This window comes from Flavobacterium sp. 11 (assembly GCF_002754315.1).
Classification (GTDB): Bacteria; Bacteroidota; Bacteroidia; order Flavobacteriales; family Flavobacteriaceae; genus Flavobacterium; species Flavobacterium algoritolerans.
Genome location: NZ_PEFE01000001.1, coordinates 1,296,303 through 1,320,246 on the forward strand (window position 1 = coordinate 1,296,303; position 23,944 = coordinate 1,320,246).

Annotated in this window: 20 protein-coding genes; 9 read left to right on the forward strand and 11 right to left on the reverse strand. The window is 34.2% G+C overall.

Annotated features, from left to right (window positions below; all coding sequences use genetic code 11):
• Positions 1–91: 91 nt before the first annotated feature.
• A complete protein-coding gene (locus CLV00_RS05660) occupies positions 92–2,872 on the reverse strand; it encodes a TonB-dependent receptor (RefSeq protein WP_099714217.1) in 2,781 nt (926 codons plus the stop codon).
• Between the two features lie 177 nt (positions 2,873–3,049).
• On the opposite strand from CLV00_RS05660, the gene CLV00_RS05665 reads away from it, so the two are divergent.
• A complete protein-coding gene (locus tag CLV00_RS05665) occupies positions 3,050–3,733 on the forward strand; it encodes a response regulator transcription factor (protein WP_099714218.1) in 684 nt (227 codons plus the stop codon).
• Positions 3,734–4,795: a cell wall metabolism sensor histidine kinase WalK gene (locus CLV00_RS05670; RefSeq protein ID WP_099714219.1), complete on the forward strand. Its 1,062-nt coding sequence runs from the start codon at positions 3,734–3,736 to the stop codon at positions 4,793–4,795.
• A 76-nt stretch (positions 4,796–4,871) separates the two neighbouring features.
• Here the strand turns inward: CLV00_RS05670 and CLV00_RS05675 are convergent, their stop codons facing one another.
• The 5 genes from CLV00_RS05675 to CLV00_RS05695 form a co-directional block, all read right to left on the reverse strand.
• A complete protein-coding gene (locus tag CLV00_RS05675) occupies positions 4,872–5,939 on the reverse strand; it encodes a glycosyltransferase (RefSeq protein ID WP_099714220.1) in 1,068 nt (355 codons plus the stop codon).
• Positions 5,940–6,138: 199 nt separating this feature from the next.
• Complete coding sequence (locus CLV00_RS05680; RefSeq protein WP_099714221.1) at positions 6,139–6,828, reverse strand: hypothetical protein; 690 nt, start codon at positions 6,826–6,828, stop codon at positions 6,139–6,141.
• Between the two features lie 92 nt (positions 6,829–6,920).
• Positions 6,921–10,364, reverse strand: a complete 3,444-nt coding sequence (locus tag CLV00_RS05685) for a hypothetical protein (protein ID WP_099714222.1) — start codon at positions 10,362–10,364, stop codon at positions 6,921–6,923.
• Between the two features lie 193 nt (positions 10,365–10,557).
• Positions 10,558–11,814 carry an aspartate kinase gene (locus CLV00_RS05690; protein ID WP_099714223.1) on the reverse strand — a complete coding sequence of 419 codons (1,257 nt, stop codon included), beginning with the start codon at positions 11,812–11,814 and terminating at the stop codon, positions 10,558–10,560.
• Between the two features lie 29 nt (positions 11,815–11,843).
• Positions 11,844–12,323, reverse strand: a complete 480-nt coding sequence (locus tag CLV00_RS05695) for a GNAT family N-acetyltransferase (protein WP_099714224.1) — start codon at positions 12,321–12,323, stop codon at positions 11,844–11,846.
• Positions 12,324–12,493: 170 nt separating this feature from the next.
• On the opposite strand from CLV00_RS05695, the gene fbp reads away from it, so the two are divergent.
• Positions 12,494–13,513, forward strand: coding sequence for a class 1 fructose-bisphosphatase (fbp, locus tag CLV00_RS05700; RefSeq protein WP_099714225.1), 1,020 nt, complete (start codon positions 12,494–12,496; stop codon positions 13,511–13,513).
• A gap of 59 nt (positions 13,514–13,572) precedes the next feature.
• On the opposite strand, the gene CLV00_RS05705 is transcribed toward fbp, so the two are convergent.
• On the reverse strand, positions 13,573–14,004 hold the full coding sequence (locus tag CLV00_RS05705; RefSeq protein WP_099714226.1) for a TerB family tellurite resistance protein: 432 nt from the start codon (positions 14,002–14,004) through the stop codon (positions 13,573–13,575).
• Between the two features lie 179 nt (positions 14,005–14,183).
• On the opposite strand from CLV00_RS05705, the gene CLV00_RS05710 reads away from it, so the two are divergent.
• From CLV00_RS05710 to CLV00_RS05720, 3 genes are read left to right on the forward strand one after another with little or no spacing between them, the layout of a single operon-like run.
• The gene (locus tag CLV00_RS05710) at positions 14,184–14,777 is read left to right on the forward strand and encodes a HupE/UreJ family protein (RefSeq protein WP_099714227.1); all 594 of its coding nucleotides are present in this window, start codon (positions 14,184–14,186) and stop codon (positions 14,775–14,777) included.
• Between the two features lie 3 nt (positions 14,778–14,780).
• The gene (locus CLV00_RS05715) at positions 14,781–15,212 is read left to right on the forward strand and encodes a dCMP deaminase family protein (protein ID WP_099714228.1); all 432 of its coding nucleotides are present in this window, start codon (positions 14,781–14,783) and stop codon (positions 15,210–15,212) included.
• 13 nt (positions 15,213–15,225) lie between these two features.
• On the forward strand, positions 15,226–16,797 hold the full coding sequence (locus tag CLV00_RS05720; RefSeq protein WP_099714229.1) for a S41 family peptidase: 1,572 nt from the start codon (positions 15,226–15,228) through the stop codon (positions 16,795–16,797).
• Positions 16,798–16,826: 29 nt separating this feature from the next.
• On the opposite strand, the gene CLV00_RS05725 is transcribed toward CLV00_RS05720, so the two are convergent.
• From CLV00_RS05725 to CLV00_RS05740, 4 genes are all read right to left on the reverse strand, one after another.
• Complete coding sequence (locus CLV00_RS05725) at positions 16,827–17,576, reverse strand: 1-acyl-sn-glycerol-3-phosphate acyltransferase (RefSeq protein WP_099714230.1); 750 nt, start codon at positions 17,574–17,576, stop codon at positions 16,827–16,829.
• Positions 17,577–17,642: 66 nt separating this feature from the next.
• Positions 17,643–18,248, reverse strand: coding sequence for an FAD-dependent oxidoreductase (locus tag CLV00_RS05730; protein WP_099714231.1), 606 nt, complete (start codon positions 18,246–18,248; stop codon positions 17,643–17,645).
• A gap of 2 nt (positions 18,249–18,250) precedes the next feature.
• Entirely contained in the window at positions 18,251–18,454 is a 204-nt protein-coding gene (locus tag CLV00_RS05735) for a hypothetical protein (protein WP_099714232.1), read from the reverse strand.
• A 118-nt stretch (positions 18,455–18,572) separates the two neighbouring features.
• Positions 18,573–19,151: a MarC family protein gene (locus tag CLV00_RS05740; protein WP_099714233.1), complete on the reverse strand. Its 579-nt coding sequence runs from the start codon at positions 19,149–19,151 to the stop codon at positions 18,573–18,575.
• Positions 19,152–19,421: 270 nt separating this feature from the next.
• Between CLV00_RS05740 and CLV00_RS05745 the strand changes: the two genes are divergently transcribed.
• The 3 genes from CLV00_RS05745 to CLV00_RS05755 all read left to right on the forward strand — a co-directional run bounded on the left by CLV00_RS05745 (position 19,422) and on the right by CLV00_RS05755 (position 23,823).
• Positions 19,422–19,988 (forward strand): DUF3109 family protein, encoded by a 567-nt coding sequence (locus tag CLV00_RS05745; RefSeq protein WP_099714234.1) that lies wholly within the window; start codon positions 19,422–19,424, stop codon positions 19,986–19,988.
• 263 nt (positions 19,989–20,251) lie between these two features.
• On the forward strand, positions 20,252–21,229 hold the full coding sequence (locus CLV00_RS05750) for a ribonucleotide-diphosphate reductase subunit beta (protein WP_099714235.1): 978 nt from the start codon (positions 20,252–20,254) through the stop codon (positions 21,227–21,229).
• Positions 21,230–21,408: 179 nt separating this feature from the next.
• Entirely contained in the window at positions 21,409–23,823 is a 2,415-nt protein-coding gene (locus CLV00_RS05755) for a ribonucleoside-diphosphate reductase subunit alpha (RefSeq protein ID WP_099716250.1), read from the forward strand.
• Positions 23,824–23,944: the final 121 nt, after the last annotated feature.

The following is a 23,944-nucleotide window of genomic DNA, read 5'->3' on the forward strand; positions in this document are numbered from 1 at the left end:
AAAGTATTATATAACAATGAATTTGATGTAAAGTTTATGTTACTTATGTAAACAAAAAAAGAGCTGTTAAAGCTCTTTTTTTTTGTTGTTTTTAAAACGTGTATCCTATGTTAAAGGAGAACCCGACACCTTTTTTGAATTCTCTTAAAATTAGCGAGTCTTCAGTAATGTTTAAAGTGCTTTTGCTTCCCAACTCTTTTTTATAACTTGGATTTAAGATGTTGTCTACTCCAAATTTAAGTTCGATACTTTTTGAAATTGAGTTAGTCCAAACAAAATCTAATTTACTGAAAGATTTCTCGTAGATATGATCAATTCCTGAAGAACCTACAGCGAAAATACGATCTCCATAAACATTATATACTAAGGTCATAGAGTTTTTCCAATCTTTATTAAGGATGAAGTCATACTTTAAATCAGAATTGATTAACCAGTTTGAAGCACCTTGCAGCTTACGATTTGTACTGTTTTCTAATTCATTCCCTTGTTTCTTAATGTCAATTTTAACATCAGTACTCATCAATGACGTATTGAAACCTAAAGAGAAATTAGAAAGAGATTTGCTGATTCTGCTCAATTGGAAAAGCATTTCTATTTCGGCACCATAAATAACCGCTTGCTCTGAATTTTTGAAAGTTGTGATTTGTCCACCGCTATTTGCAGTTGGTTTGAAAACTCTTTCAATAGGATCGTTAATCATTTTTCCAAATACTCCTACAGCAAATAATTCTTTATTGTTAGGAAACAATTCATATTTGAAATCAACATTATAGTTTTCACTGTCTTTCAAATCTGGGTTTCCACTTTCTGAAGTTCCATCGGCATTGATGTAATTTATTGGTAACAACTCCATCGCAACTGGACGAGTTATTGTTTTTGCCAATGATACTCTCAAATTACTGTTTTCATTCAAAATACGTTTCGCATTTATAGATGGTAAGATATCAAGTTTGTCATCTGTCTTTTTGCGGTAAGCGCTTCCAAAAGGATCACCTTGTTGTCTGTATTTTATGGTACGAGTTGAACTTTCACCTCTAATACCAGCATTCAAATCCCATTTTTCTCCAAGATTCATGAACAAATTGAAGTAACCTGCATTAACAAACTGATTCAATTTTACTTTATAATCTCCGTTAGATTCTTCCTGAACATAAACAATTCCGTTGTTGATATCTTCGTTGATGTTTTGGCTTATAGTACTTAAATCAGCAGTATAGTTTTTCTCCAAATTTCTTCTTCCTGAGAAGAAACGGTAAGAAGATTCCATGTCGTTCAGCGAACTGTTGTATCCAATAGATAATTTATTAGAATCTTCCTTGTCTCCAAATTTTAAATTATATTCTAAAAGTGAAGAGTAATAGAAGTTTCCTTTTACATCAAGAAATTGACGGTTCAAGTTATTACCACCATAAGACATATTTATTTGGCTATCACTTACTTTTACACCAGTGATAAATTTTCTGTCAGGTTGTTGAAAAGAAGTTTTCACATAAGAACCTCCAGCTTTTATGCTGTGTTTTCCGTCTTCGGTTAATTTATAATCACCGTACAATTGTGAGTTCCAATAGTTAGATTCTTCGTATTGATTTAATCTAATAAGGTTGTTTGTCTGATTTGCCAAACTGTTTGTGTAACCTACTTGGTCTTGAATTTTGCTTTCAGTCGCTTTAATCAAGAACGTATTGAAGCTTAAATTAAAACGATCTGTCTTGTACTTCAATCCTGCTAAACCAGAAAAAGTAGTTTGGTAGCTGTATTGCGTATTGTATAAATTATTGTCGTAGTTCCCTTGTCCAAGATTGAAAGTTCTGTCAACACCTTCTCTATAAGAGTATTTGTTGTCAAAGTTGAAAGACATGATGTAGCTAATGTTTCTTTCGTTTTTAAGATTGAATTTTTGTGCATGTAAAAATCCAATACTAGAATTCAAAGGACTTTTTGTATTGTTAACATCCCATGATTTTTTACCAAATCCATTTTCGTATTCAGCAGGAGAAAGTTTTTGTCCACTTGGAACTGATCCAAAAATACCAGGAAGCGCTCTGTCATTACCAATCAGTCCTAAAGTTCCCTTTGTAGAATTTGCATCATCAGAAAGTAAAAAGTCTTGAAGATTATTGTTAGTCGTATATCCAAAACCAATATTCAATTTAGTGATATTTTTTGGTTGAGGTGTTTCGATATTAACGGTTGCTCCGGCAAAATCTCCAGAAATGTTAGTATTGAAAGTTTTGTAGATATTTAATACTCCCACAACATCAGTAGGAAATAAATCTAATGGAATAATTTTTTTGAAAGGACTGTTTGATGGTGATTGTAAGTCGTTTATCAATAAGTTATTGTAACGGTCTTCTAATCCTCTGATGAATAAACCTCTTCCGTCAACTTTAGTGATTCCGGTAATTTTTGTCAAACCTTCCTCAACATCGCTAACTCCTTTACGAGCCATTTCTTGGGCACCGATACTTTGTTTAATTACGACCGCTTGTTTTTGGTCTAATAAAAGAGCTGTTTCCTTTTCTCTGCTTGCTGTGTTTCTTACAACAACATCTTTCAGGGTATAGCTACCAGAACCTAGTGCTCTGTTAATAGTTACTGTTTCATCAGCAACCACTGTCACAGGAATTTCTACAGATTCATACCCTACAAAACTAAGTTGTAAAGTATAGCTTCCAGGTAGTATAGTTATGGTATATTTACCATCAATATCAGTATTAGTTCCTATATTTGTTCCTTTAATAAGAACGTTAGCAAAAGGTAAAGACTGATTATTAGCATCTTTGTCTGTTAAGATTCCAGAAATCGTTCCTTTATTCTGTGAAAAAGAAATAACTGTTATTAATAACGTGAAAAATAGTAACTTGAATTTCATTTGGTTTTAATTTTTTTGCAAAGTAACGCCTGAAATGTAAAATGTAAGTTACTGGCTTGTTATGGTTATGTTTTGTTTTGGGTCCTAAAATCACCCCAATATTAAATTATGGTTAACACCATTTGAATATCCCATTTATTATTACATTTACAATTCAAAAACAATTTTTGGCGCTTTATGAAGAAGAAAAACACGAAGATTTTATTAGTAGATGATGAACCGGATATCCTGGAAATAGTAGGGTATAACCTCTCTCAAGAGGGGTATCAAATCGTTACGGCAGCAAATGGTAGAGAGGCAATAGCGAAAGCTAAAAAAGAAATGCCAGACCTTATTATAATGGATGTAATGATGCCGGAAATGGATGGAATGGAAGCTTGCGAAAACATTAGAAAGATTCCTGAACTCAGTAATGTAATCATCACTTTTTTGACAGCCAGAAGTGAAGACTATTCTCAAGTTGCAGGTTTTGATGCCGGTGCAGATGATTACATCACAAAGCCTATTAAACCTAAATTATTAGTCAGTAAAGTAAAAGCACTATTACGCCGATTAAAAGAAAAGGAGCAAAACAGCGAAACACTTAATGTAGGCGGAATAGAAATAAATCGCGAAGAATATAAAATCGTTAAGGATAATATTGAAATTGCATTGCCTAGAAAAGAGTTTGAATTATTCTACCTGCTTGCTTCAAAACCTGGAAAAGTATTCAAACGTGACGAGATTCTCGACAAAGTCTGGGGAAATGAAGTAGTTGTTGGTGGAAGAACAATTGATGTTCACATCAGAAAACTAAGAGAGAAAATAGGAGAAGAATTGTTTAAAACAATAAAAGGAGTAGGCTATAAGTTTGAAGTGTAAATGACAATAAATTTTAAAAAAACATATCGTTTTGCCGTAAAGTCAGCGCTTTACATCACTCTTTTTTCTACAGGATTAGTTGGTTTCCTCACGTATTTATTTTTCACTTTCTCGTATCGCTTTTGTTTGATTTTTGCCATTGCGATTGCTGCATTTTCATTTCTTGTCATACAGTATCGAGTAGAGCGATTTATCTATAAAAAAGTTAAAAAAATATACGATGACGTTTCTTTATTAGAGTCAAGTACTTTTAGAAACCAGCCCATTACAACTGATATGGCGACGCTTACACGCGAAGTGAAAAAGTTTGCCACCGATAAAAAGTTAGAAATCGAAACTTTAAAAGTTCGTGAAGAATATAGAAGAGAGTTTCTTGGGAATGTTTCTCATGAGCTCAAAACGCCACTTTTTATGGTTCAAGGATATTTGTCAACCTTGCTCGACGGAGCAATGAGCGATAAAACAATCCGAAAAAAATATTTAGAACGCGCCGAAAAAGGAGTAGAACGATTGATTTATATCGTACAAGATTTAGACATGATTTCTAAACTGGAAATTGGAGATTTGAACTTGGAAATTGCCGAATTTGACATTGTGAAATTAGTTCAAAATGTCTTTGATTTGCTCGAAATGAAAGCTTCCAAGAAAGATATCCTGTTGATGTTTGACATGAAATACAACAAACCGGTCATGGTGGTTGGGGATCAGGAAAAAATACAACAAGTAGTGATGAATCTTGTTGTAAACTCAATCAAATACGGAAAAGTAAAAGGTTCTACCGAGGTAAGTATTGAAGATTTGACAGATGAAAAAGTCATTGTTCGAATCACGGATAACGGAGAAGGAATAGAGAAAAAAAATATCCCAAGACTTTTTGAGCGTTTTTACAGAGTTGATAAGAGCGGAGCAAGAACCGAAGGCGGTTCAGGTTTAGGTTTATCTATTGTAAAACATATTATTGAAGCGCATGATGAGAAAATTTATGTAGACAGTACGTATGGCGTGGGTTCTGAATTTTCTTTTACACTTGAAAAAACAAAAACAAGTAAGAAAACAACATAAAACCTACGATTAATAATATTTATAAAAAACCGATTCATAAGAATCGGTTTTTTTATTTTTATGTATCAAAGGTTCATTATTTTTGAAAAACTTGGAACAAATTTGCCCATTCAATTTTAGAGTCTAATCGAGGCAATCCTTTATATTCCTCAATCTCTAGAATATTTTCCATTCTAAAATCATCTTGTGTTGCATAAGGAACCAGACCTTCTTTCTTCAATTTTTTGGCTAAATATTCTTGTTCATATTGCCCTGGTGTTGGAATAAAAAAAGCTTTTTTTCTCAGTTGCGCTAAATCCATGATTGTAGTATAACCCGAACGGCAAAGAACCATTTCACTTTCGTTAAAAGCCTGCTCCAGTTCAGTTGAATTCATGAAGTTGTAATAGGTGACATTTCCAATTATTCTTGTTTTTTGCTCCTTTTCTATATTTCCCTCAATGAAAATTGCATTACCACTGTAGTTAACAATTTCTTCTTTTAAATGTTTTTCTAACATGCCACGTTGAGGTTCAGGACCAGAGAGAATTACCAGTAAATCATATTTTTTTGGTAACAATTTCTTTTGGAGTCTGCTCAAAGGACCAATGTATTTTGTTTTGAGATTTGGATTGTCAACATGACCTAGTTTGCCGGTTAAATTTGGAGTTCCGGATAGATCGGGAACCCAGCATTCCGTATATTTTTTTATAATTGATTGATGAATTTTACTGGTTATCCAAGTGGTATTTCCAGTCATCACATTCAATTGATGGGTAATAAATACAGAGGGTACTTTTTTGCTGAAAACACCTAATCTGTTGTCTGAAATAATGCCGTCTATTGCATGTTTTTCAATCCAATTTTGAATTATTTTTTTTTCTTCCAGAATGGCTCTAATCATTTTTGGGCCATTCTTTATTAGTTTCCATTTAAAATTGGCACCATTTTTAGCATATTCAATTTGATAGGATGGGAGTTCCAAAGTTTGTACGTTGGGAAACTCTTTTCGGAGTAATTCAAGAGCAATACCATCAGAGGCAATTATGGGAATATAGTTGTTCTCTTGTAAAGCTCTAATAATTGGAATGCAACGGGTGGCATGACCTAAACCCCAGTTTAAAGGCGCAATCAAAATAGTTTTAGGGGCGGTTTTTATATCCATTTCTAATTGTATCAAATGTTTTTTATAGTTGAAAGATACATAAGTTAAGCCCTTTTTTGTATTTGCAAAATATTACTAAACTATTAAATTATCCAATTATTGAATAGTATTTCAGATTGTTTTTCTCCTTTTTTTAGACTAAAATAAAGAAAGGCTATCTTTTACAGACAGCCTTTCCAATATATTTTCTATAAAAAGATTATTCTTGTATGTAGGTTTTATTTCCGTTTGAGTTAATGTAATATTTTCCGCCACGAGGACCAGTATATACTTTTTTACCATTGTACTCACCTGTTATTTTGTCGGCTACTTTAGGTGCTTTTTCATTGGTTTCCTTGATTTTTTTTACTGATTTGCTGCTTGTAGCTTTTTCTTTTATCGCAGTTTTAGCCGTCGCTGCTTTATCTTTGGCAGTTTCTGCTTTTTTTGTAGCTGTCTTTTTAGATGCTGTTGCTTTTTCTTTAGCTATGGCAGCTTTATCTTTTGCGGTTTCAGCTTTATCTTTGACTACTTTGTCTTTAGCAGTTTCCGCTTTTTCTTTAGCTGTAGTCGCTTTGTCTTTGGCAGCTTCCGCTTTGTCTTTTGCTATTTTTTTAGAAGTAGCAGCTTTATCTTTTGCAGTTTCGGCTTTGTCTTTTGTTGTTTTTTCTTTAGCTGTAGTTGCTTTGTCTTTGGCAGCTTCTGCTTTGTCCTTAGCTGTTTTTTTAGCCGTGGCTGCTTTTTCTTTGGCTATAGCCGCTTTATCTTTAGCCGCTTCCGCTTTTTCTTTTTTGGCTTTAGCCAATTTTTCAGTTTTAGCTTTTGCTGCTTTCTTTTCGGCTGCAGTTTCTTGTGCTTGCAAGTTTGCTGACAAAATAATTACAAAACATAACAACAGTAATTTTTTCATAATAATTTGATTTTAAATTTTATATAATAAAAATAATAAAAAATAATCATAGTTTATAAATTCAATCAATGAAATTATTCCAAATTCCAGCATTAAAAATAAGCTCTCAATTGAACATTTCCAGTATGAATGGTTTGGCTTGATTCGCTTTTTCGCCCTTGATAATTGAAATTAATGTCTAAAAACTGTGTGATGTTTTTTTGTAAAAGCAATCTCCAAGTGAGGTTCTGTCCAGTTTGTAATCCTTCCAGCATTTGAAATCCAACCGAAGAAAATTCATTTCCTTCAAATTTATTTTGGTAAAAAGAGACTTCTCCATTCAGCGTTATTTTTTTATCGCTGGCGTAGGAAAAGGAAGTTCCAAAGCGGTTTTGTAACAACGTTTCGAAAACTCCAATTTGGTTTTCTTTGATTTGCAATTCATAAAAGAGATCCCAGCTGGTATTTTTAGAAAATAAATAACTGATTTTTGGTGCCAATTGATATCCGTTTATGTCATAATTTTTTTCTGGGAAATTCTCGGATTGAATAGTTGTCTGGATTGTTTTGGCAAAAAAACCGAACAGCCAACTTTTTTGGTATAAATGTCCATACTGCAATTGATGCGAACTGTTGGTGGCTTCTTGTGAACCTATCGATAACAAGTTTTTCGTTTTATTCTGAAGATAAGAATAGGTAACCGAATGGTTTTGCTTTCCCCGATTGTAGAACAAGCTATTTCTCAAGCTGGAATTCAATCCGAGGACATTTTCATTAGAACCGCTAAACGGGTTTAATTCAAAATTAGCCCCGTCACTTCTCGTTTTTCGGTCAATTATAAATGCGGTTTGATTATAGAAATAGGAAAGTAATTTTTTTAATCCTTTTTCATTTTGCCATTGATTCGGGTTTAAGGTCACGGATTGTGAGAACTTATTTTGATGTGTTTTTATATAAATCCGATTGGGCAAAAACACTCTGATGAATTTTGCCTGATCGATAAACGGAGCGACTTCAAACTCCTGTAATTCCTGAATTCCATTGCCGTTATAATCATTCCAGGTATAAACGCCCTGACCTGCGGAAACTTCCAGATACGTAAATTCCTGTTGCGGAATGGTTCCTGAATTCGTTTCATAAATGGTTGTGCTTTGGATTAATTGATTGAAAAAACGATCCGTGTACACTATTCTGGAATTTAATGTAGGTTCTCTTTTTCTCGTTGCATCCACAAAATCCAAGATTCTATAATTGGCATAAATAGATAAATCACTTCTGTTGGTTTGTATCAATTTAGATTTTAACATGAAAGTCTGGGAGGAATTTACCCGCTGCAGCAGCCCCCCGACACTTTGGGATTGAAGGCTGTCATTGGTTCTTCTTAAATAGCCCAATTCTACAAAAACTTTTGTGCTGTCGCCACGACCGGTAAAAAAACCATACTCCGTAAATTTTTGGCTTAGAGCCGAAAACTGATTTGTTGCTTTGTCTTTTTCTTGATTGTCTTCTAAACGCAAGCTGGAGCCAACCCAATTTTTATCGAAATGAAAACGCATTTGAGATTGGTTTCGTAAAAATTTCGACGATAAAACACTGCCATCACTTTTCAGGAAACTGCCTTGGTTTTGAAAAGTCCATTTTTTTATTCGAAACAAACCATTTAAAATATGTCTGCTACCCGAAAAATTTTCAGAGAAATCCAGTTTTTCAAACTGATACAACAACAGTCCTTTAGTAGTAGATTTTGGTTCTGGATTTAAGTCCAATTGCAAACCGGAAACCAATAAACTTTGATTTCCAATGGCAGCGGTTCCTAAATTCCAGTCTCTGTCAAATTCTATATTGTACAGTCGTTCCACGGATCTGAAATCTTTCTGTATAAATTGATAATTGGCAAAAGCATCAACCTGCCATTTTCTAGAAAAAAGCCTTTGCTTGGCATTGATTTTTCCTGCTAAGCCTTGATTATTGCGGTCATCAATGGATGAAAATAAATTTTGATCATTGTTACTCAGGCCAATTTCAAAATCCACAGCCGTTTTTTCGCTGGGTTTGTATTTTCCTAAAAAGGTGGCAACTTGAATTTTTGTTGGTGCAATGAGCTGAATTATGGGTTCATAATTTCCTTGAGGAATACCGTTTATGGGTTCAATATATTCATAAACCCGAGTAATGGTAGCCGAATTTGTCACGATATAATTCCCATTATTGGTTCCGACTAAAGTGAAACGGACGTTGAATAATTCCTGTTGAGCATCATTTGAATATTCAAAAATTTCAATGGCATTAACTATCGTTTTTCGATACAGTACTTTGTTTTCGGAATAGGAATCAGCATAGGCAGAAGGTGCTGTCATTAAATCAGGATTGTCTCCTGAATTGACTAATATCTGGGCTTGTTCTTGTGATAAATTTTGTTGTAGCGGCTGATTTTTCAAGTCGTTTTCCGAATATAAATAGCCTCCAAAACTCCATTTTTCATTTTCATGCGTGGCACCGGCATAGGTTACAAAACGGGTGTAATTCCTGTCGGAATATTGATATTCTATGGCAATTCGCATTTCGGAAGTGATTGTAAAAAGTGGCGTAAATACAATTTCACCGGCATTGTAATCTATCGTATAATCATTGTTTTCGCCTCGTTTCAGTAAAACACCATTTACATAAACCCGCTCTGAGCCCGAAACCACCAGAACATACAATTCTCCATTTTGTCCCTTTAATTTGTAAGGTCCTTGATTGCCTTCCTGTCCCACAAAATTACTTTTGGCATATTGCCCTCGAACTAATGCCGCTGATGCAAATACATTCGTTTTGTTTTCTTCGGTTCCAAAGTTGAAATTAGTCGACAGTCCCTGTACTTTTTTGTTAAAATTCAAGAATTGGGTTTTCTTGTTTTCTAGAAAAATATCTCCTGCTCGAATGTTCCATTGGTCACTGAATAATTCCATGAAAACATTATCAAACTGATCCAGTTTTTGAGAATAGCCGCCATCCTGCAATGGAATATTACTGTCTTGAATGGAAGCTCTTAAACTTACTTTTTCGGAAATTTTACCAGTAATTTGTAAATCTAAATTAGAATTCAAAACAGCATTTTGATTGTTTCCTATAGTAATGCCACGGGTAATGCTTCCGGAAGTATTCAAGCCGTCAAAAGGCACGTTTTTCTTTAGGTTTTTCGCTTCAATTTTATATAAATTTCCATTACCTGCTTCATTGCTGACGACCCTGCTGGGATCGTAAATGCGGTATTCCTGGGTTAGTATTTCAGGGAATTTAAGATACTGTACTGTAAGTGAATCGGAGGAAAAAGAACTGTTTTCCTTTAAAATCAAAGTTCCCTTTTTGAAATTTATTTTAAATAAAGTACTATCGATAAGTTTGCCATTGGCGTCAAGCAATTTGAAAAAACTGGAATTAATACTTTCTTTTTCAATGTAAATAGTGTCGCGGGAAGGAAGGATTTTTTTGGTTTTGTACAGCGAATTAATTTCCTGAGCATGGAGCCCAGAAAAACAGCCTATTACAATCCAAAAAAGTAATTTTTTCAACATAAATACTATAACTCGAAAGTACCAAAAGTAGTATTTATAATTCGATAATTAGAAAATGTGCCAATCAGAAAATTGATGAATAGACAAATCGACATATTCTGGTTTAGAGTGCTTGATTTTATGCTTTGGAATAACAAAAAAATGGGAACCAAAATTAAATTTCGATTCCCATTTTAATATTGCTGAAACAGTTTTAAACTTCTTTAGTGATCACTTGCATGGTTTCACGGCTGACTTGTTTCAATAAAACTACTTTATTTTCTTCGACAGTTTGTGCTGCCTTGTCATTGAAATGTCGGATCGTATATAAGGTTACATTTTCGTCAAATTCAACTTTGAATTTTTTAGATAAAATGGCATTCAGCGCTTTAAAATTATCAAATTTATCTTCCACACATACAGAGAAACTAATGGCAGAATTCTGAATTAAGTTTACTTTTATTTTGAATTGGTGAAACAACGCAAAAATCTCACTGATGTTTTCTTCCATGATGAAAGAGAAATCTATTGATGAAAGAGAAATTAAAAGTTGGTTTCTTTTGACAATAAAACAAGGTAAATACGGTTCTAAATCGACACCTTTAGAAACACTTGTCCCTTTTAATAATGGGTTTATAAATGATTTTACATACAAAGGGATTTCCTTTTTTTGTAATGGTTGCAGCGTTTTTGGGTGAATAACCGTTGCACCGTAAAAAGCTAATTCAATGGCTTCGCGATACGAAATTTGATTTAATAAACTTGCGTTTTCAAAATATCTTGGGTCGGCATTCATTACTCCGGGAACATCTTTCCAGATGGTTACGCTTTCGGCATTTAGGCAATAGGCAAAAATTGCAGCAGTATAATCTGAACCTTCACGACCTAGAGTAGTGGTGAAATTATTCTCATCAGAACCTAAGAACCCTTGTGTAATATTTAAGATTTTTCGTTTTACGTTCTTGGCAATGTTTTTCTGTGTCAATTCCCAATCTACTTCCGCATCTCTGTAATTTGCGTCTGTTTTTATGAAATTACGAACATCCAGCCATTGCGTTTTTATTTCCATGAAATTCATGAAATGACTAAGAATAGTTGTCGAAATTAATTCGCCATAACTTACAATTTGGTCGTAAACAAAATTATAATTAGGAGATTTATTATGTGTCAAGAAATATTCTAAATCAGCAAATTGAGTATTTACAGCAGCAAAAACTTCGTTTTTGTCATCTTCAAATAAATCCATCAAAATTTGATTGTGGTATTTTTTTACTTCTTGGACTGATGAATTCAACTCAGCCGATTTGTCGAAATAGTTTTTTATGACAATTTCCAATGCATTCGTCGTTTTTCCCATTGCAGAAACAACTAACAATACATCTTCGTAACCCACTTTTTGTAAAACGTCATATACGTTTTTAATTCCTGCGGCATCTTTTACAGAAGCTCCTCCAAATTTGAATACTCTCATACTTTTAAACAAAAATTGTTCTTTATACTTTATTTCAATTTATTCTCTACAAAATGGTTGATTCCTATTTCATCCATTTGCACTACATACCAATCTTTTAACACTTTTGCACCTGATTTTTCGTAAAATTCAATAGCAGGAGCGTTCCAGTCCAGAACATGCCAGTCAATTCTTCGAACATTATCTCTTTTACCCTGTTTTATAATTTCAGAATACAAAGCATAACCTAATCCTGTGCCTCTCATTTTATCTTTTACTACTAAATCTTCCAGATGAATTATTTTTCCTTTCCAGGTAGAATAGCGGTAATACCACAAAGCAATACCAACGATTTCGTCATCAACTTCGGCAACAAAAACATGAAATAGAGGAACAGCACCAAAACCATCACGAACTAAATCGTCAACAGTTACAAGAACTGCATCCGGCTCCTTTTCAAAATCAGCTAATTCTTGAATAAGGCCTAAAACAGCCTGCATGTCTTCAGGTTTTCCTTTTCTAATATTCATAAATTTTTATTTTAATGATTCAAAAATGCAATAAAATAGCATTTTTACGTACTAATTTTGTGTTTTATTCAGCAAATATACAATACTGTCAAAGTAAATAAATAGTATTCAAATTGTTTTCACAAAAAAAACGATATTTGTGACTTCAAAATAACTACATCGATTTCGTAATGGAAGAACGCAACAAAACACTAGGAGAATTTATCATTGAAAACCAAAATGCTTTTCAATATTCGTCAGGCGAATTATCCCGAATCATTAACTCCATCCGATTGGCTGCCAAAGTAGTCAATTATAAAGTAAACAAAGCAGGATTAGTTGATATTGTTGGGGCTGCCGGAGAACAAAACATACAAGGTGAAGATCAGCAAAAACTCGACGTTTATGCCAATGAAATTTTCATTCAAACTTTAATCAATCGTGAAATTGTTTGTGGTATTGCCTCTGAAGAGAATGATGATTTTATCACCGTAGAAGGAAGTGACAACAGCCATAATAACAAATATGTGGTTTTAATGGATCCGCTTGACGGCTCATCAAATATTGATGTAAATGTTTCCGTAGGGACTATATTTTCGGTTTATAGAAGAGTTACTCCAATAGGAACTCCAGTTACCATAGAAGATTTTTTACAGCCGGGAATCAATCAGGTTGCGGCAGGTTATGTTATTTACGGAACATCGACGATGTTGGTTTACACTACGGGACATGGAGTAAACGGATTTACATTGAATCCGGCCATTGGAACTTTTTATTTATCGCATCCAAAAATGCAATTCCCAACAGACGGTCATATTTATTCCATCAACGAAGGGAATTATGTTCATTTTCCGCAAGGAGTAAAAGATTATATAAAATATTGCCAGTTAGAAGAAGGAGACAGACCGTATACTTCAAGATATATAGGAAGTCTGGTTTCTGATATTCATAGAAATATGATTAAAGGCGGAATTTATTTGTATCCTACAAGTTCCAAAGCACCAAAAGGGAAATTACGTTTGCTTTACGAATGCAATCCGTTAGCTTTTATTGCTGAACAAGCCGGAGGAAAAGCTTCAGACGGATTTAATAGAATCATGGAAATTGAACCAACAGAATTACATGAAAGGGTGCCGTTCTTTTGCGGAAGCTATAACATGGTAGAAAAAGCGGAAGAATTTATGCATAAAGCGAAATTAAGCAAATACTAAAATATAGGTTTAATAAAAAAAGCTCCCAGATTTCTGGGAGCTTTTTTTATACTTTACAATTACTTGTTCATGTTTTGCATTTCGAAAAGGAAAGTATCTAAATCTACTTTTCTATCTACTAATTTAAGTGCTTTATGTATAATATAATCTACATTTTCAGCATTAAAGCCTAGTGCTACTCCAATTTTTCTTAATAATAATTCTTGTGTGTCACCTAACTGATGATCAACGTGAACCATTCTTGCTAAATCAAACAAACGCTCCAGTCTTTGCTCATGTAAATAAGGAGGGTTTATAGGATATTTTAGTGGGTTTTCTAAAATTTCTTCATATTCTGCTTGAGAAATTTCTAATCGAACAGCCAGTTTGTCTAAAAATAGTTTTTCTTCCGGAGCAAACTTATCGTCAGCAAGTGCTACACGAACAATAGCTGAAAAATGACCTTTATTTCTTTGTTTGAATTCGCTATCAAATAAATCTGAAAATGACATAATTATTGTTTTTTTATCTTACAAAGATAAATCTATTTTTAAATTAATGATTTTAATTTTTTTATATTTTTTCTTTGAATTTGATCTCTTTTGAATTGCATTTATTTAAATAATCAAATCAATCATTTTCAAAATTAATCGTAAGTTTACAACCCCTTTATCAACCTAATAAATTACCTATGTCAGAATTTTGGATTTACTTTCAAATAGGATTAAAACACGTTTTAGATATTCATGCTTATGATCATGTTTTATTTTTAATAGCATTAGCAATTCCTTTCTCTTTTAAGGATTGGAAGCGAATTGTGCTTTTGGTGACGCTTTTTACCATTGGGCACACGATGGCTTTATTGCTTTCCGTTTTTGGTATAATTGCGATTAAAGTGAATGTTGTCGAATTATTAATTCCAATAACGATATTAATAACGGCATTGTTTAATCTTTTTACGGCGGGAAAATCAAGCAAAAAAGAAAGTATAAATTTGGTGTTTTTCATCACACTTTTCTTTGGGATAATTCATGGATTGGGCTTTTCAAATTATTTCAAATCGATTCTTGGAGGTGATGCCACCTCTAAAATATTGCCGTTGTCAGAATTTGCATTAGGAATAGAAGCGGCCCAGATTGTAGTGGTTTTTGTGGTTTTGATTTTGTCGTATATTGTTCAAGCCGTTTTTAGATTCTCGAAACGCGATTGGACCTTAGTGATGTCGGCATTTATTATTGGGGTAGTGATACCATTGATTGTTGAAAGTGAAATCTGGATTAGATAAAAAATGAACGAAAAAAAATTAAATAAATACGATAAAGCGTATCTTAGAATTGCCAAAGAATGGAGTTTGCTGTCCTATTGTAAACGCAAACAAGTTGGTGCGATTATTGTGCGAGATAGAATGATAATCTCTGATGGTTATAACGGAACTCCAACTGGTTTTGAAAATTGTTGTGAAGATGATGAAGGACTAACGCGTTGGGATGTTTTACATGCCGAAGCAAATGCGATTCTGAAAGTGGCACGATCTACACAATCGTGTGAAGGCGCAACCTTGTATATTACGCTTTCGCCATGTAAAGAGTGCAGCAAATTGATTCATCAATCCGGAATAAAAAGAGTAGTGTATCATAATGGATATCGCGATGATTCAGGAATCCAGTTCCTTATAAAAGCAGGAGTAGAAGTAGAACACATCCCAGTATTAGAAGAATAATTATTGTCTTCGTATGAAATATAACGTAAAATATTTGCCCATTCTTATTTTCTCAACACTTGCTTTGGGTGTTGTGCTGGGCGGAATGTTGAATTTTCCTAACGCAGCTGATTTTTCAGACAGAAATAATTCCAGGAGCAAACTCAATAAACTGATTGATTTTATTGACAATGAATATGTCGATGATATCAACACGGATTCTATTGTAAATCTTACCGTAGATAATATTCTGGCGCAACTCGATCCACATTCAGTTTATATTCCGCCAAGCGATCAGCTGGAAGTGGTAGAAAGCATGAAAGGTAATTTCGTAGGAATAGGCGTGAATTTCTATATGTATAATGATTCAGTTGCAGTTATAAGACCGGTTGAAAATGGCCCTTCGGCAAAAGCTGGAATAAAGGCTGGCGACCGAATTTTGTATGCTGATAAAACAAAATTATTTGGTCGAAAATTACCAAGTGACAGTTTGTATTCTAAATTAAAAGGAACAGTAGGTTCTGATATTGAGCTTACTATATACAGAAAATCGGAAGGTAAAAAACTTAAAGTAAAAATAAAACGGGATGTTATTCCTCTAAAAAGTGTCGATGCCGCTTTACTTTTGAGTGATAAAACCGGTTATATAAAAATAAATAGATTTGCCGAAACTACTTACAGAGAGTTTATGGCGGGTTTAACTAAACTGAAACAGCAAGGTGCAAAATCACTTGTAATTGATGTTCGCGATAATGGTGGCGGTTATATGGAAGAAGCCATTGCTATTGCCGATGAATTATTGACAGACAAGCAACTTATTGTTTTTACCAAAAATAAAAATGGGAATATAGACAAGACATTTGCAACCAAAAAAGGGAGTTTCGAAAACGGAAATGTATTTGTTTTAATCAATGAAAACAGCGCTTCTGCCAGTGAGATTCTAGCGGGCGCCATTCAGGATAATGACAGAGGAACTATTGTGGGGCGTCGTTCTTTTGGAAAAGGATTGGTGCAACGTGAAATGGATTTTGCCGATGGTTCGGCCGTTCGATTGACTATTGCCAGATATTACACGCCTACGGGTCGCTCGATTCAAAAACCATATTCGAAAGGAAATGAGGCGTATTTTAAAGAATCAGAAGCTCGTTTTGGAAATGGAGAATTGTATGAAAAAGACAGTATAAAAGTTTCGGATACTTTAAAATTCAAAACTAAAAAAGGTAAAATTGTATACGGTGGCGGCGGAATTGTCCCTGACGTTTTTGTACCGCTAGAAGTAGAGCATGGAAATGAAAGTACGGCTTATTTATTGCAATCCGGAATCGTGGGCAATTTTGTTTTCGAACAATTAGATAAAAATCGAAGTGCTTTTAAAGGAATTAACTTTGAACAATTCAAAACTAAAATGAATGAAACGGATTTGTATTTTAATTCGTTTCAAAAATTTATTTTCGAAAACGGATTGGATTTGAATTTTGGGAAAAGCAAGTCATTGGTAAAAAGATACTTGGCTGCTGAATTTGCCCGACAATTGTATGGGGAAAGCTATTATTATGAGATAGTATTGAAAGAAGATGCAATGATTAAGGCAATTTCCAAGAAGTAATTGTGAAGAGAAATATTGTTTAAAAATAACTAATTTTCATTGTCCCAATCTTTCCTGTACCGAATGAGTTCATCGTCTATCATTTTCTTAGACGTGTTTAATAAATAGGTTGCATCTTCAGAATAAATAGGAGGAAAAAAAGTCATTTTAATTTCAGTAGTCCATTTTCCAAAGCACTTTAAAAAATGCGGAATGAAAGTGTCGTCTCCAACAAAAGCATCCGTTTTTTCTTTATAATCAATGGCAATAGGAATAACGGCAGATTTAATCTTCGTGGCCATCACAAACGAGCCATAATTGAAATCTACAGTCGTTGGCAAAACATCGGTAGTACCTTCCGGAAAATTAATGATAGAATATCCTTTGGCCAGAACTTCACGAATATTTTCGGCAGTTTCTTGTCTGCTCTTTTGGCATTTTCTATCTACAAATAAAACACCCGATATTTTACAGATATAGCCAATCATAGGCCATGACGCAACTTCTTTCTTCCCTACAGGAAAAGCATGCATTTGATTTACAATAACAATTGGGTCGAAATAAGAACGGTGATTGGCTACAATCAGTCCTTGTATCGTGGGTTTTTCTCCATAAATAATGGTGCGAATACCTAAAATGTGATTGGACACCCGAATTAAAAAATCGCGTAGATGAAGTGCTCTTTTGGAATTAATTTCTTCGCTGCAAAAGAAACTCGTCAAATAGAAAAGAATCGAAAAAAAGGAAACGAATACTATAAAAACAATTAGCCTGGTCAAGCCCAATAATAGTGATAACATAAAAAGTATATTGAAAATGTAAACCTACCACTATTTTTCTTGAGATTTTCCAGAATGAAAATCTATTTACCTGATACTGTCGTGTGCATGAGTCTGTACGCCATCATTCCATAACGTAAGAATATCCGTTGCAACGGCAGCGCCACTACCGGCAGCAATGGCCAGTTGGCTTCTCCAACCCGCTAAAGTTCCTATGGCATAAATTCCTTCAGCCACTTTGTGGTCGCTGTTCTTGAGTTGAATTCGTTGTTTTTCGGGAAGGGATTTTTGATGGGGTTCCACATAATGCATCAATCCATCTATTGCAAAAGAATTTGCGGATCCTATGCCTATGACAATTGTTTTTGTTTGGTAGGAATTCTTGTTTGTGATGACTGTAAATTCAGGAAATTGTCCTTCAATTTTAAGTACTTTTTCCCCTGGAATTTGAGTGATATGGGGATACGCTTTCGAAAGATGTTCGGTGCTTTCCTCTAATAATTCAGAACCTAATTTCCCTGGAGGGATTCCGTAAGCATTATTAAACAGGGCTTCTTGAAGAGATGATGTTTTTTGATGGGTGAAAATGCCAATTCTTTTGTCACTGACAAATGATTTGTTTTTTGCAGAACCCAAAACGAGTGCGCATGAAATTCCAGAAACGCCACCGCCAACGATGAGAACATCAAACATTATTACAGTTGGTCATTTGATTTCTCTTCAATCTTTTTTGCCATTTTAAAAATCAGAAGAATCAAAACGGCACAGAAAGAAGCGGCAATTCCAATAAAAGCAACTACGCTATCTCCTTGAAATGGATTTCTAAAATCCAACAAAGTAACATTAAATATGATTAGCGCTATTGCTAAAAACACCAAGATGTTAGTGAAAATTTTCATAATACGTTTTTGTTTTTGATATAAAAGAAACAGATTTTTTATTTTAGAAACACATGTCAGCTTAAAATCAGATTATCTTTTAAAATTATCTTAGGGGGTAAATTTATGAAAATTTATTTTAGACGAACAAACCTTTAACATTCGCAGCGAATAATTTAACAGCAATCGCAAGAAGTACAACGCCAAAAGTCTTTCGAATGACGCCAAGCCCATTTTCTCCTAGTATTTTTTCAATTTTAGACGATGATTTCAAAACGATATATACCAGAATAATATTCAAAATTATTGCGATAACAATATTTATAGTAGAAAACTGGGAACGTAAAGATAGTAAAGTAGTCATTGTTCCGGCTCCGGCTATCAAAGGAAACGCCAAAGGAACAATAGATGCTGAACTCGCTTCTTCATCGCGATAAATCCGAATCCCTAAAATCATTTCTAATGCTAAAAAGAATAATACAAATGAACCTGCAACCGCAAAAGAGTTTACATCAATCCCAATTAAATTCAATAATTCTTCCCCCACAAAAAGGAAAACAATCATGATTATACCAGCTACTATTGAAGCTTTTTCAGATTCTATGTGTCCATGTTTTGATCTTAAATCAACAATAATAGGAATGGTTCCCACGATATCAATTACGGCAAAAAGGACCATTCCAACCGTAATTATTTCTCTAAAATCGATTTCAAACATAATTTTTTTGTTTGCAAAGTTAAACTTTTCGGTAGATTTTTGATTAAAATTAAATTTTATTACAACAATTCTGATTCATTTTTTTATATACTGGTTTTCAATTGATTTCTTGTTTGTTTTAATTCTATATTGTTTAATGTTAGTTTGTTAGGGTGTTCAAAGAGTCAGTTGTTTCGTTGGTTTTCCGAAAAGTTAAAGTTGGTTTTTATCTAAAAAATTACAATTTACTTTGACTACCTTTGCGCTTTATAATCTCAGTACCCCAAAATAATGTTTCAATTAGGAAAAACCATCGTCTCAGAAGACATACTCGAAAAAGATTTTGTTTGCAATTTGTCAGCCTGTAAAGGGGCTTGTTGTGTTGATGGCGATGCGGGAGCTCCATTGAGCGTTGAGGAAACTAAGATATTAGAAGAAATCTATCCCAAAGTAAAACCATTTTTACGTAAACAAGGAATTGCGGCTATTGAAGCGCAAGGAACTTGGACAAAAGGAACTGATGGTGATCTTGAAACGCCACTGATTGATAATAAAGATTGTGCTTACGTAATGTTTGACGGTAAAACGGCTTTGTGCGGTATCGAGCAAGCGTATAATCAAGGTGTGATTGACTGGAAAAAACCTGTTTCTTGTCATTTATATCCTATTCGTGTGAAGGATTTCACGGAGTTTGCTGCCGTTAATTATGACAAATGGGATATTTGTGATCCGGCCTGTTCCTTAGGTCAGGAACTTGAAGTGCCAGTGTATAAATTTGTCAAAGAAGCTTTGGTTAGAAAGTTTGGTGAAGACTGGTATGCGGAGCTTGAGATTGTCGCACAGGAACTCAAAAAATAAATCTAAAATAAATGCAAATTTTCTTGTTTGCTGTTTTTAAAATCCTATATTTTACGGTGCTTCAACTCTTTTTTTAAATTTTAAAATACTGATTTTTAAGCGTTTAAAATCCACATGAAAAATGCCTCAATTTTTTTCGTTTGTTAAAAACTATGGCCGATTGTGAATAAGTTTGACTTTTAATTTCGGCAATATTTCACAATCTTTGTAATCCACAGAAAGCATAAAATTTCGTTAAAATCTCAAAAAAACAAACTACTATAATGGCACAACTTGAACCAATTTTACAAGAAAATAAAAATCGTTTCGTGATTTTTCCAATTAAACACCATGATATTTGGGAATTTTATAAAAGTATGGAAGCTAGTTTCTGGACTGCTGAAGAAATCGATTTGTCACAAGATTTAAATGACTGGAATAACAAACTTTCTGATGAGGAACGTTATTTTGTAAAACACATTCTTGCTTTTTTTGCTGCTTCTGACGGAATTGTAAATGAGAATTTAGCTGAAAATTTTGTGAACGAAGTGCAATATGCTGAAGCAAAATTCTTTTACGGTTTTCAAATCATGATGGAAAACATTCACAGTGAAACGTATTCATTATTGATTGATACCTATGTGAAAGACGAAGCGGAGAAAGATGAATTGTTCAATGCTTTAGAAGTTTTTCCTGCGATTAAGAAAAAAGCGGATTGGGCTTTGAAATGGATTGAATCTGATTCATTTGCTGAGCGACTAATTGCTTTTGCAGCTGTGGAAGGAATCTTCTTTTCGGGAGCATTTTGTTCTATTTATTGGTTGAAAAAACGTGGATTAATGCCAGGATTGACGTTTTCTAACGAATTGATTTCTCGCGACGAAGGAGTGCACTGTGATTTTGCAGTACACTTGCACAACCACCATTTAGTAAATAAAGTTCCAAAAGAAAGAATCAGAAGTATTATTGTGGATGCTTTGAATATTGAAAGAGAATTTATTACTGAATCCCTTCCTGTGAGTTTAATAGGAATGAATGCAGCGTTAATGACACAATATTTAGAATTTGTTGCGGACAGATTATTAGTTGAATTAGGTTGCGAGAGAGAATACAACACTTCAAATCCTTTTGATTTTATGGACATGATTTCGCTTCAAGGGAAAACAAACTTCTTTGAAAAGAAAGTTGCCGAATATCAAAAAGCAGGTGTTATGAATACCGATGAAGATGCTCAGAAAATTAGTTTTGACGCTGATTTTTAGAAAGTCGTTATCGCATCACGGGCTGTTTTAGCCCCGATGGAAGGGAATATCCTTTCTAGTCCTGAACTTTTTTCAGGACTAGAAAGATTGGAATGACAGCGGGATTAGCTTCCCAAAAAAATGAAACAAATACTCAAAAACGGGAAAGGGATTTTCTGTTTTTTAAAACAATTAAGCGTATGTATGTAGTTAAAAGAGATGGGCACAAAGAGCCTGTAATGTTCGACAAAATCACTGACAGAATTAAAAAATTATGTTATGGTTTGAATGATTTGGTTGATGCTGTGAAAGTGGCAATGCGCGTAATTGAAGGACTTTATGATGGTGTTTCGACATCTGAATTGGATAATCTTGCTGCCGAAACTGCGGCTTCGATGACTATTGCGCATCCGGATTATGCACAATTAGCAGCTCGTATTGCAATCTCAAATTTACATTCGAATACAAAAAAATCATTCTCGGAAACGATGAATGATATGTTTAATTATGTAAACCCAAGAAACGGTCAATATGCTCCGTTGCTTTCTGAGGAAGTACATAAAGTGATTATGGACAATGCGGAGTTTTTAGACTCGCATATTATATACAATAGAGATTTCAACTACGATTATTTTGGTTTTAAAACCTTGGAAAGATCGTATTTGCTAAAAATAAACGGTAAAATCGTAGAGCGTCCGCAACACATGTTGATGCGTGTGTCTGTTGGGATTCACTTAGACGATTTGAAATCAGTAATAGAAACCTACGACTTAATGTCGAAAAAGTTCTTTACACATGCAACGCCAACTTTATTTAATGCCGGAACTCCAAAACCTCAAATGTCCTCTTGCTTCCTTTTGGCGATGCAAGACGATAGTATTGATGGGATTTATGACACGTTGAAACAAACGGCTAAAATCTCGCAATCAGCAGGTGGAATTGGACTTTCTATTCACAATGTAAGAGCAACAGGCTCTTATATTCGTGGTACTAACGGAACGTCTAACGGAATTGTTCCTATGTTGCGTGTTTTCAATGATACAGCGCGTTATGTAGATCAAGGAGGAGGAAAACGTAAAGGAAGTTTTGCTATTTATATCGAAACTTGGCATGCGGATATCTTTGAATTCCTAGACTTGAAAAAGAATACTGGAAAAGAAGAAATGCGTGCAAGAGATTTATTCTTTGCAATGTGGACTTCAGATTTGTTTATGAAAAGAGTACAAGAAGACAGTTATTGGACGTTAATGTGTCCTAATGAATGTCCTGGATTGTATGACGTTTATGGAGACGATTTTGAAAAAATGTACACGGATTACGAAAAAGCCGGAAAAGGTAGAAAAACCATCAAAGCGCATGAATTGTGGGAGAAAATTCTGGAATCGCAAATCGAAACTGGAACACCTTACATGTTGTACAAAGATGCTGCCAACAGAAAATCAAACCAAAAAAATCTAGGTACAATTCGTTCTTCGAATTTGTGTACGGAGATTATGGAATATACTTCTAAAGATGAAATCGCGGTTTGTAACCTGGCTTCACTTTCGTTGCCAATGTTTGTGGAAAACAAAAAATTCAATCACGATTTGTTGTTCACCGTTACCAAACGTGTAACCAGAAACTTGAATAAAGTTATTGACAGAAATTATTATCCGGTAAAAGAAGCTGAAAACTCAAATATGCGTCACAGGCCAGTTGGTCTTGGAGTACAAGGGCTAGCCGATGCTTTTATTATGTTGCGTTTGCCGTTTACGAGTGACGAAGCAAAAAAAATGAACCAGGATATTTTTGAAACTTTATATTTTGCAGCTGTTACCGCTTCTATGGAAATGGCCAAAGAAGAAGGGCCGTATTCTACTTTTGAAGGTTCACCAATGTCACAAGGAGAATTTCAGTTCAATTTGTGGGGAATGAAAGATGAGGAATTATCTGGTCGTTGGGATTGGGCTTCCTTGCGAAAAGAAGTGATGAAGCATGGTGTTAGAAACTCATTATTAGTAGCGCCAATGCCTACGGCTTCGACTTCTCAAATTTTAGGTAACAACGAAGCATTCGAACCATATACTTCTAATATTTACACCAGAAGAGTACTTTCGGGTGAGTTTATTGTGGTAAACAAACACTTGTTACACGATTTAGTAGAACGCGGTTTGTGGAACGAAACCTTGAAACAAGAATTAATGCGAAATAACGGTTCAGTTCAAGCGCTTGATATTCCGCAAGACTTGAAAGAATTGTACAAAACTGTTTGGGAAATGTCCATGAAAGACATTATCGATATGTCACGTCAACGTGGTTATTTTGTGGATCAATCACAATCGTTGAACTTATTCATGCAAAATGCCAATTATTCTAAATTGACATCGATGCATTTCTATGCTTGGCAATCCGGACTGAAAACGGGAATGTATTATTTAAGAACAAAAGCTGCGGTGGATGCAATTAAATTTACATTGAACAATGATAAAAAAGCAGATCCAATTGAAGTGAAAGAACAACCAATCGCTGTTCCTGTTGTCGCTGAAGCAGTAGAAATGACTGCCGAAGAATACAGAGCAATGATTGAATTATCTAAAAATGCCGGTCCAGACGAATGTGAAATGTGTGGTTCTTAAGTCATTACGAGGAACGAAGCAATCTTATACAAATCATATTGTTGATGTCAACAAGAGGTTTTAATACAAAAGCAGTTATTGTAATGATAACTGCTTTTTTTGGAGCTATTTACTTCGTCAG

What these genes read in the sequence shown, in the direction of transcription:
- CLV00_RS05660 (WP_099714217.1), bottom strand. Translation starts at nt 2,872, where the DNA reads ATGAAATTCAAGTTACTATTTTTCACGTTATTAATAACAGTTATTTCT.
- CLV00_RS05665 (WP_099714218.1), top strand. Translation starts at nt 3,050, where the DNA reads ATGAAGAAGAAAAACACGAAGATTTTATTAGTAGATGATGAACCGGAT.
- CLV00_RS05670 (WP_099714219.1), top strand. Translation starts at nt 3,734, where the DNA reads ATGACAATAAATTTTAAAAAAACATATCGTTTTGCCGTAAAGTCAGCG.
- CLV00_RS05675 (WP_099714220.1), bottom strand. Translation starts at nt 5,939, where the DNA reads ATGGATATAAAAACCGCCCCTAAAACTATTTTGATTGCGCCTTTAAAC.
- CLV00_RS05680 (WP_099714221.1), bottom strand. Translation starts at nt 6,828, where the DNA reads ATGAAAAAATTACTGTTGTTATGTTTTGTAATTATTTTGTCAGCAAAC.
- CLV00_RS05685 (WP_099714222.1), bottom strand. Translation starts at nt 10,364, where the DNA reads ATGTTGAAAAAATTACTTTTTTGGATTGTAATAGGCTGTTTTTCTGGG.
- CLV00_RS05690 (WP_099714223.1), bottom strand. Translation starts at nt 11,814, where the DNA reads ATGAGAGTATTCAAATTTGGAGGAGCTTCTGTAAAAGATGCCGCAGGA.
- CLV00_RS05695 (WP_099714224.1), bottom strand. Translation starts at nt 12,323, where the DNA reads ATGAATATTAGAAAAGGAAAACCTGAAGACATGCAGGCTGTTTTAGGC.
- fbp (WP_099714225.1), top strand. Translation starts at nt 12,494, where the DNA reads ATGGAAGAACGCAACAAAACACTAGGAGAATTTATCATTGAAAACCAA.
- CLV00_RS05705 (WP_099714226.1), bottom strand. Translation starts at nt 14,004, where the DNA reads ATGTCATTTTCAGATTTATTTGATAGCGAATTCAAACAAAGAAATAAA.
- CLV00_RS05710 (WP_099714227.1), top strand. Translation starts at nt 14,184, where the DNA reads ATGTCAGAATTTTGGATTTACTTTCAAATAGGATTAAAACACGTTTTA.
- CLV00_RS05715 (WP_099714228.1), top strand. Translation starts at nt 14,781, where the DNA reads ATGAACGAAAAAAAATTAAATAAATACGATAAAGCGTATCTTAGAATT.
- CLV00_RS05720 (WP_099714229.1), top strand. Translation starts at nt 15,226, where the DNA reads ATGAAATATAACGTAAAATATTTGCCCATTCTTATTTTCTCAACACTT.
- CLV00_RS05725 (WP_099714230.1), bottom strand. Translation starts at nt 17,576, where the DNA reads ATGTTATCACTATTATTGGGCTTGACCAGGCTAATTGTTTTTATAGTA.
- CLV00_RS05730 (WP_099714231.1), bottom strand. Translation starts at nt 18,248, where the DNA reads ATGTTTGATGTTCTCATCGTTGGCGGTGGCGTTTCTGGAATTTCATGC.
- CLV00_RS05735 (WP_099714232.1), bottom strand. Translation starts at nt 18,454, where the DNA reads ATGAAAATTTTCACTAACATCTTGGTGTTTTTAGCAATAGCGCTAATC.
- CLV00_RS05740 (WP_099714233.1), bottom strand. Translation starts at nt 19,151, where the DNA reads ATGTTTGAAATCGATTTTAGAGAAATAATTACGGTTGGAATGGTCCTT.
- CLV00_RS05745 (WP_099714234.1), top strand. Translation starts at nt 19,422, where the DNA reads ATGTTTCAATTAGGAAAAACCATCGTCTCAGAAGACATACTCGAAAAA.
- CLV00_RS05750 (WP_099714235.1), top strand. Translation starts at nt 20,252, where the DNA reads ATGGCACAACTTGAACCAATTTTACAAGAAAATAAAAATCGTTTCGTG.
- CLV00_RS05755 (WP_099716250.1), top strand. Translation starts at nt 21,409, where the DNA reads ATGTATGTAGTTAAAAGAGATGGGCACAAAGAGCCTGTAATGTTCGAC.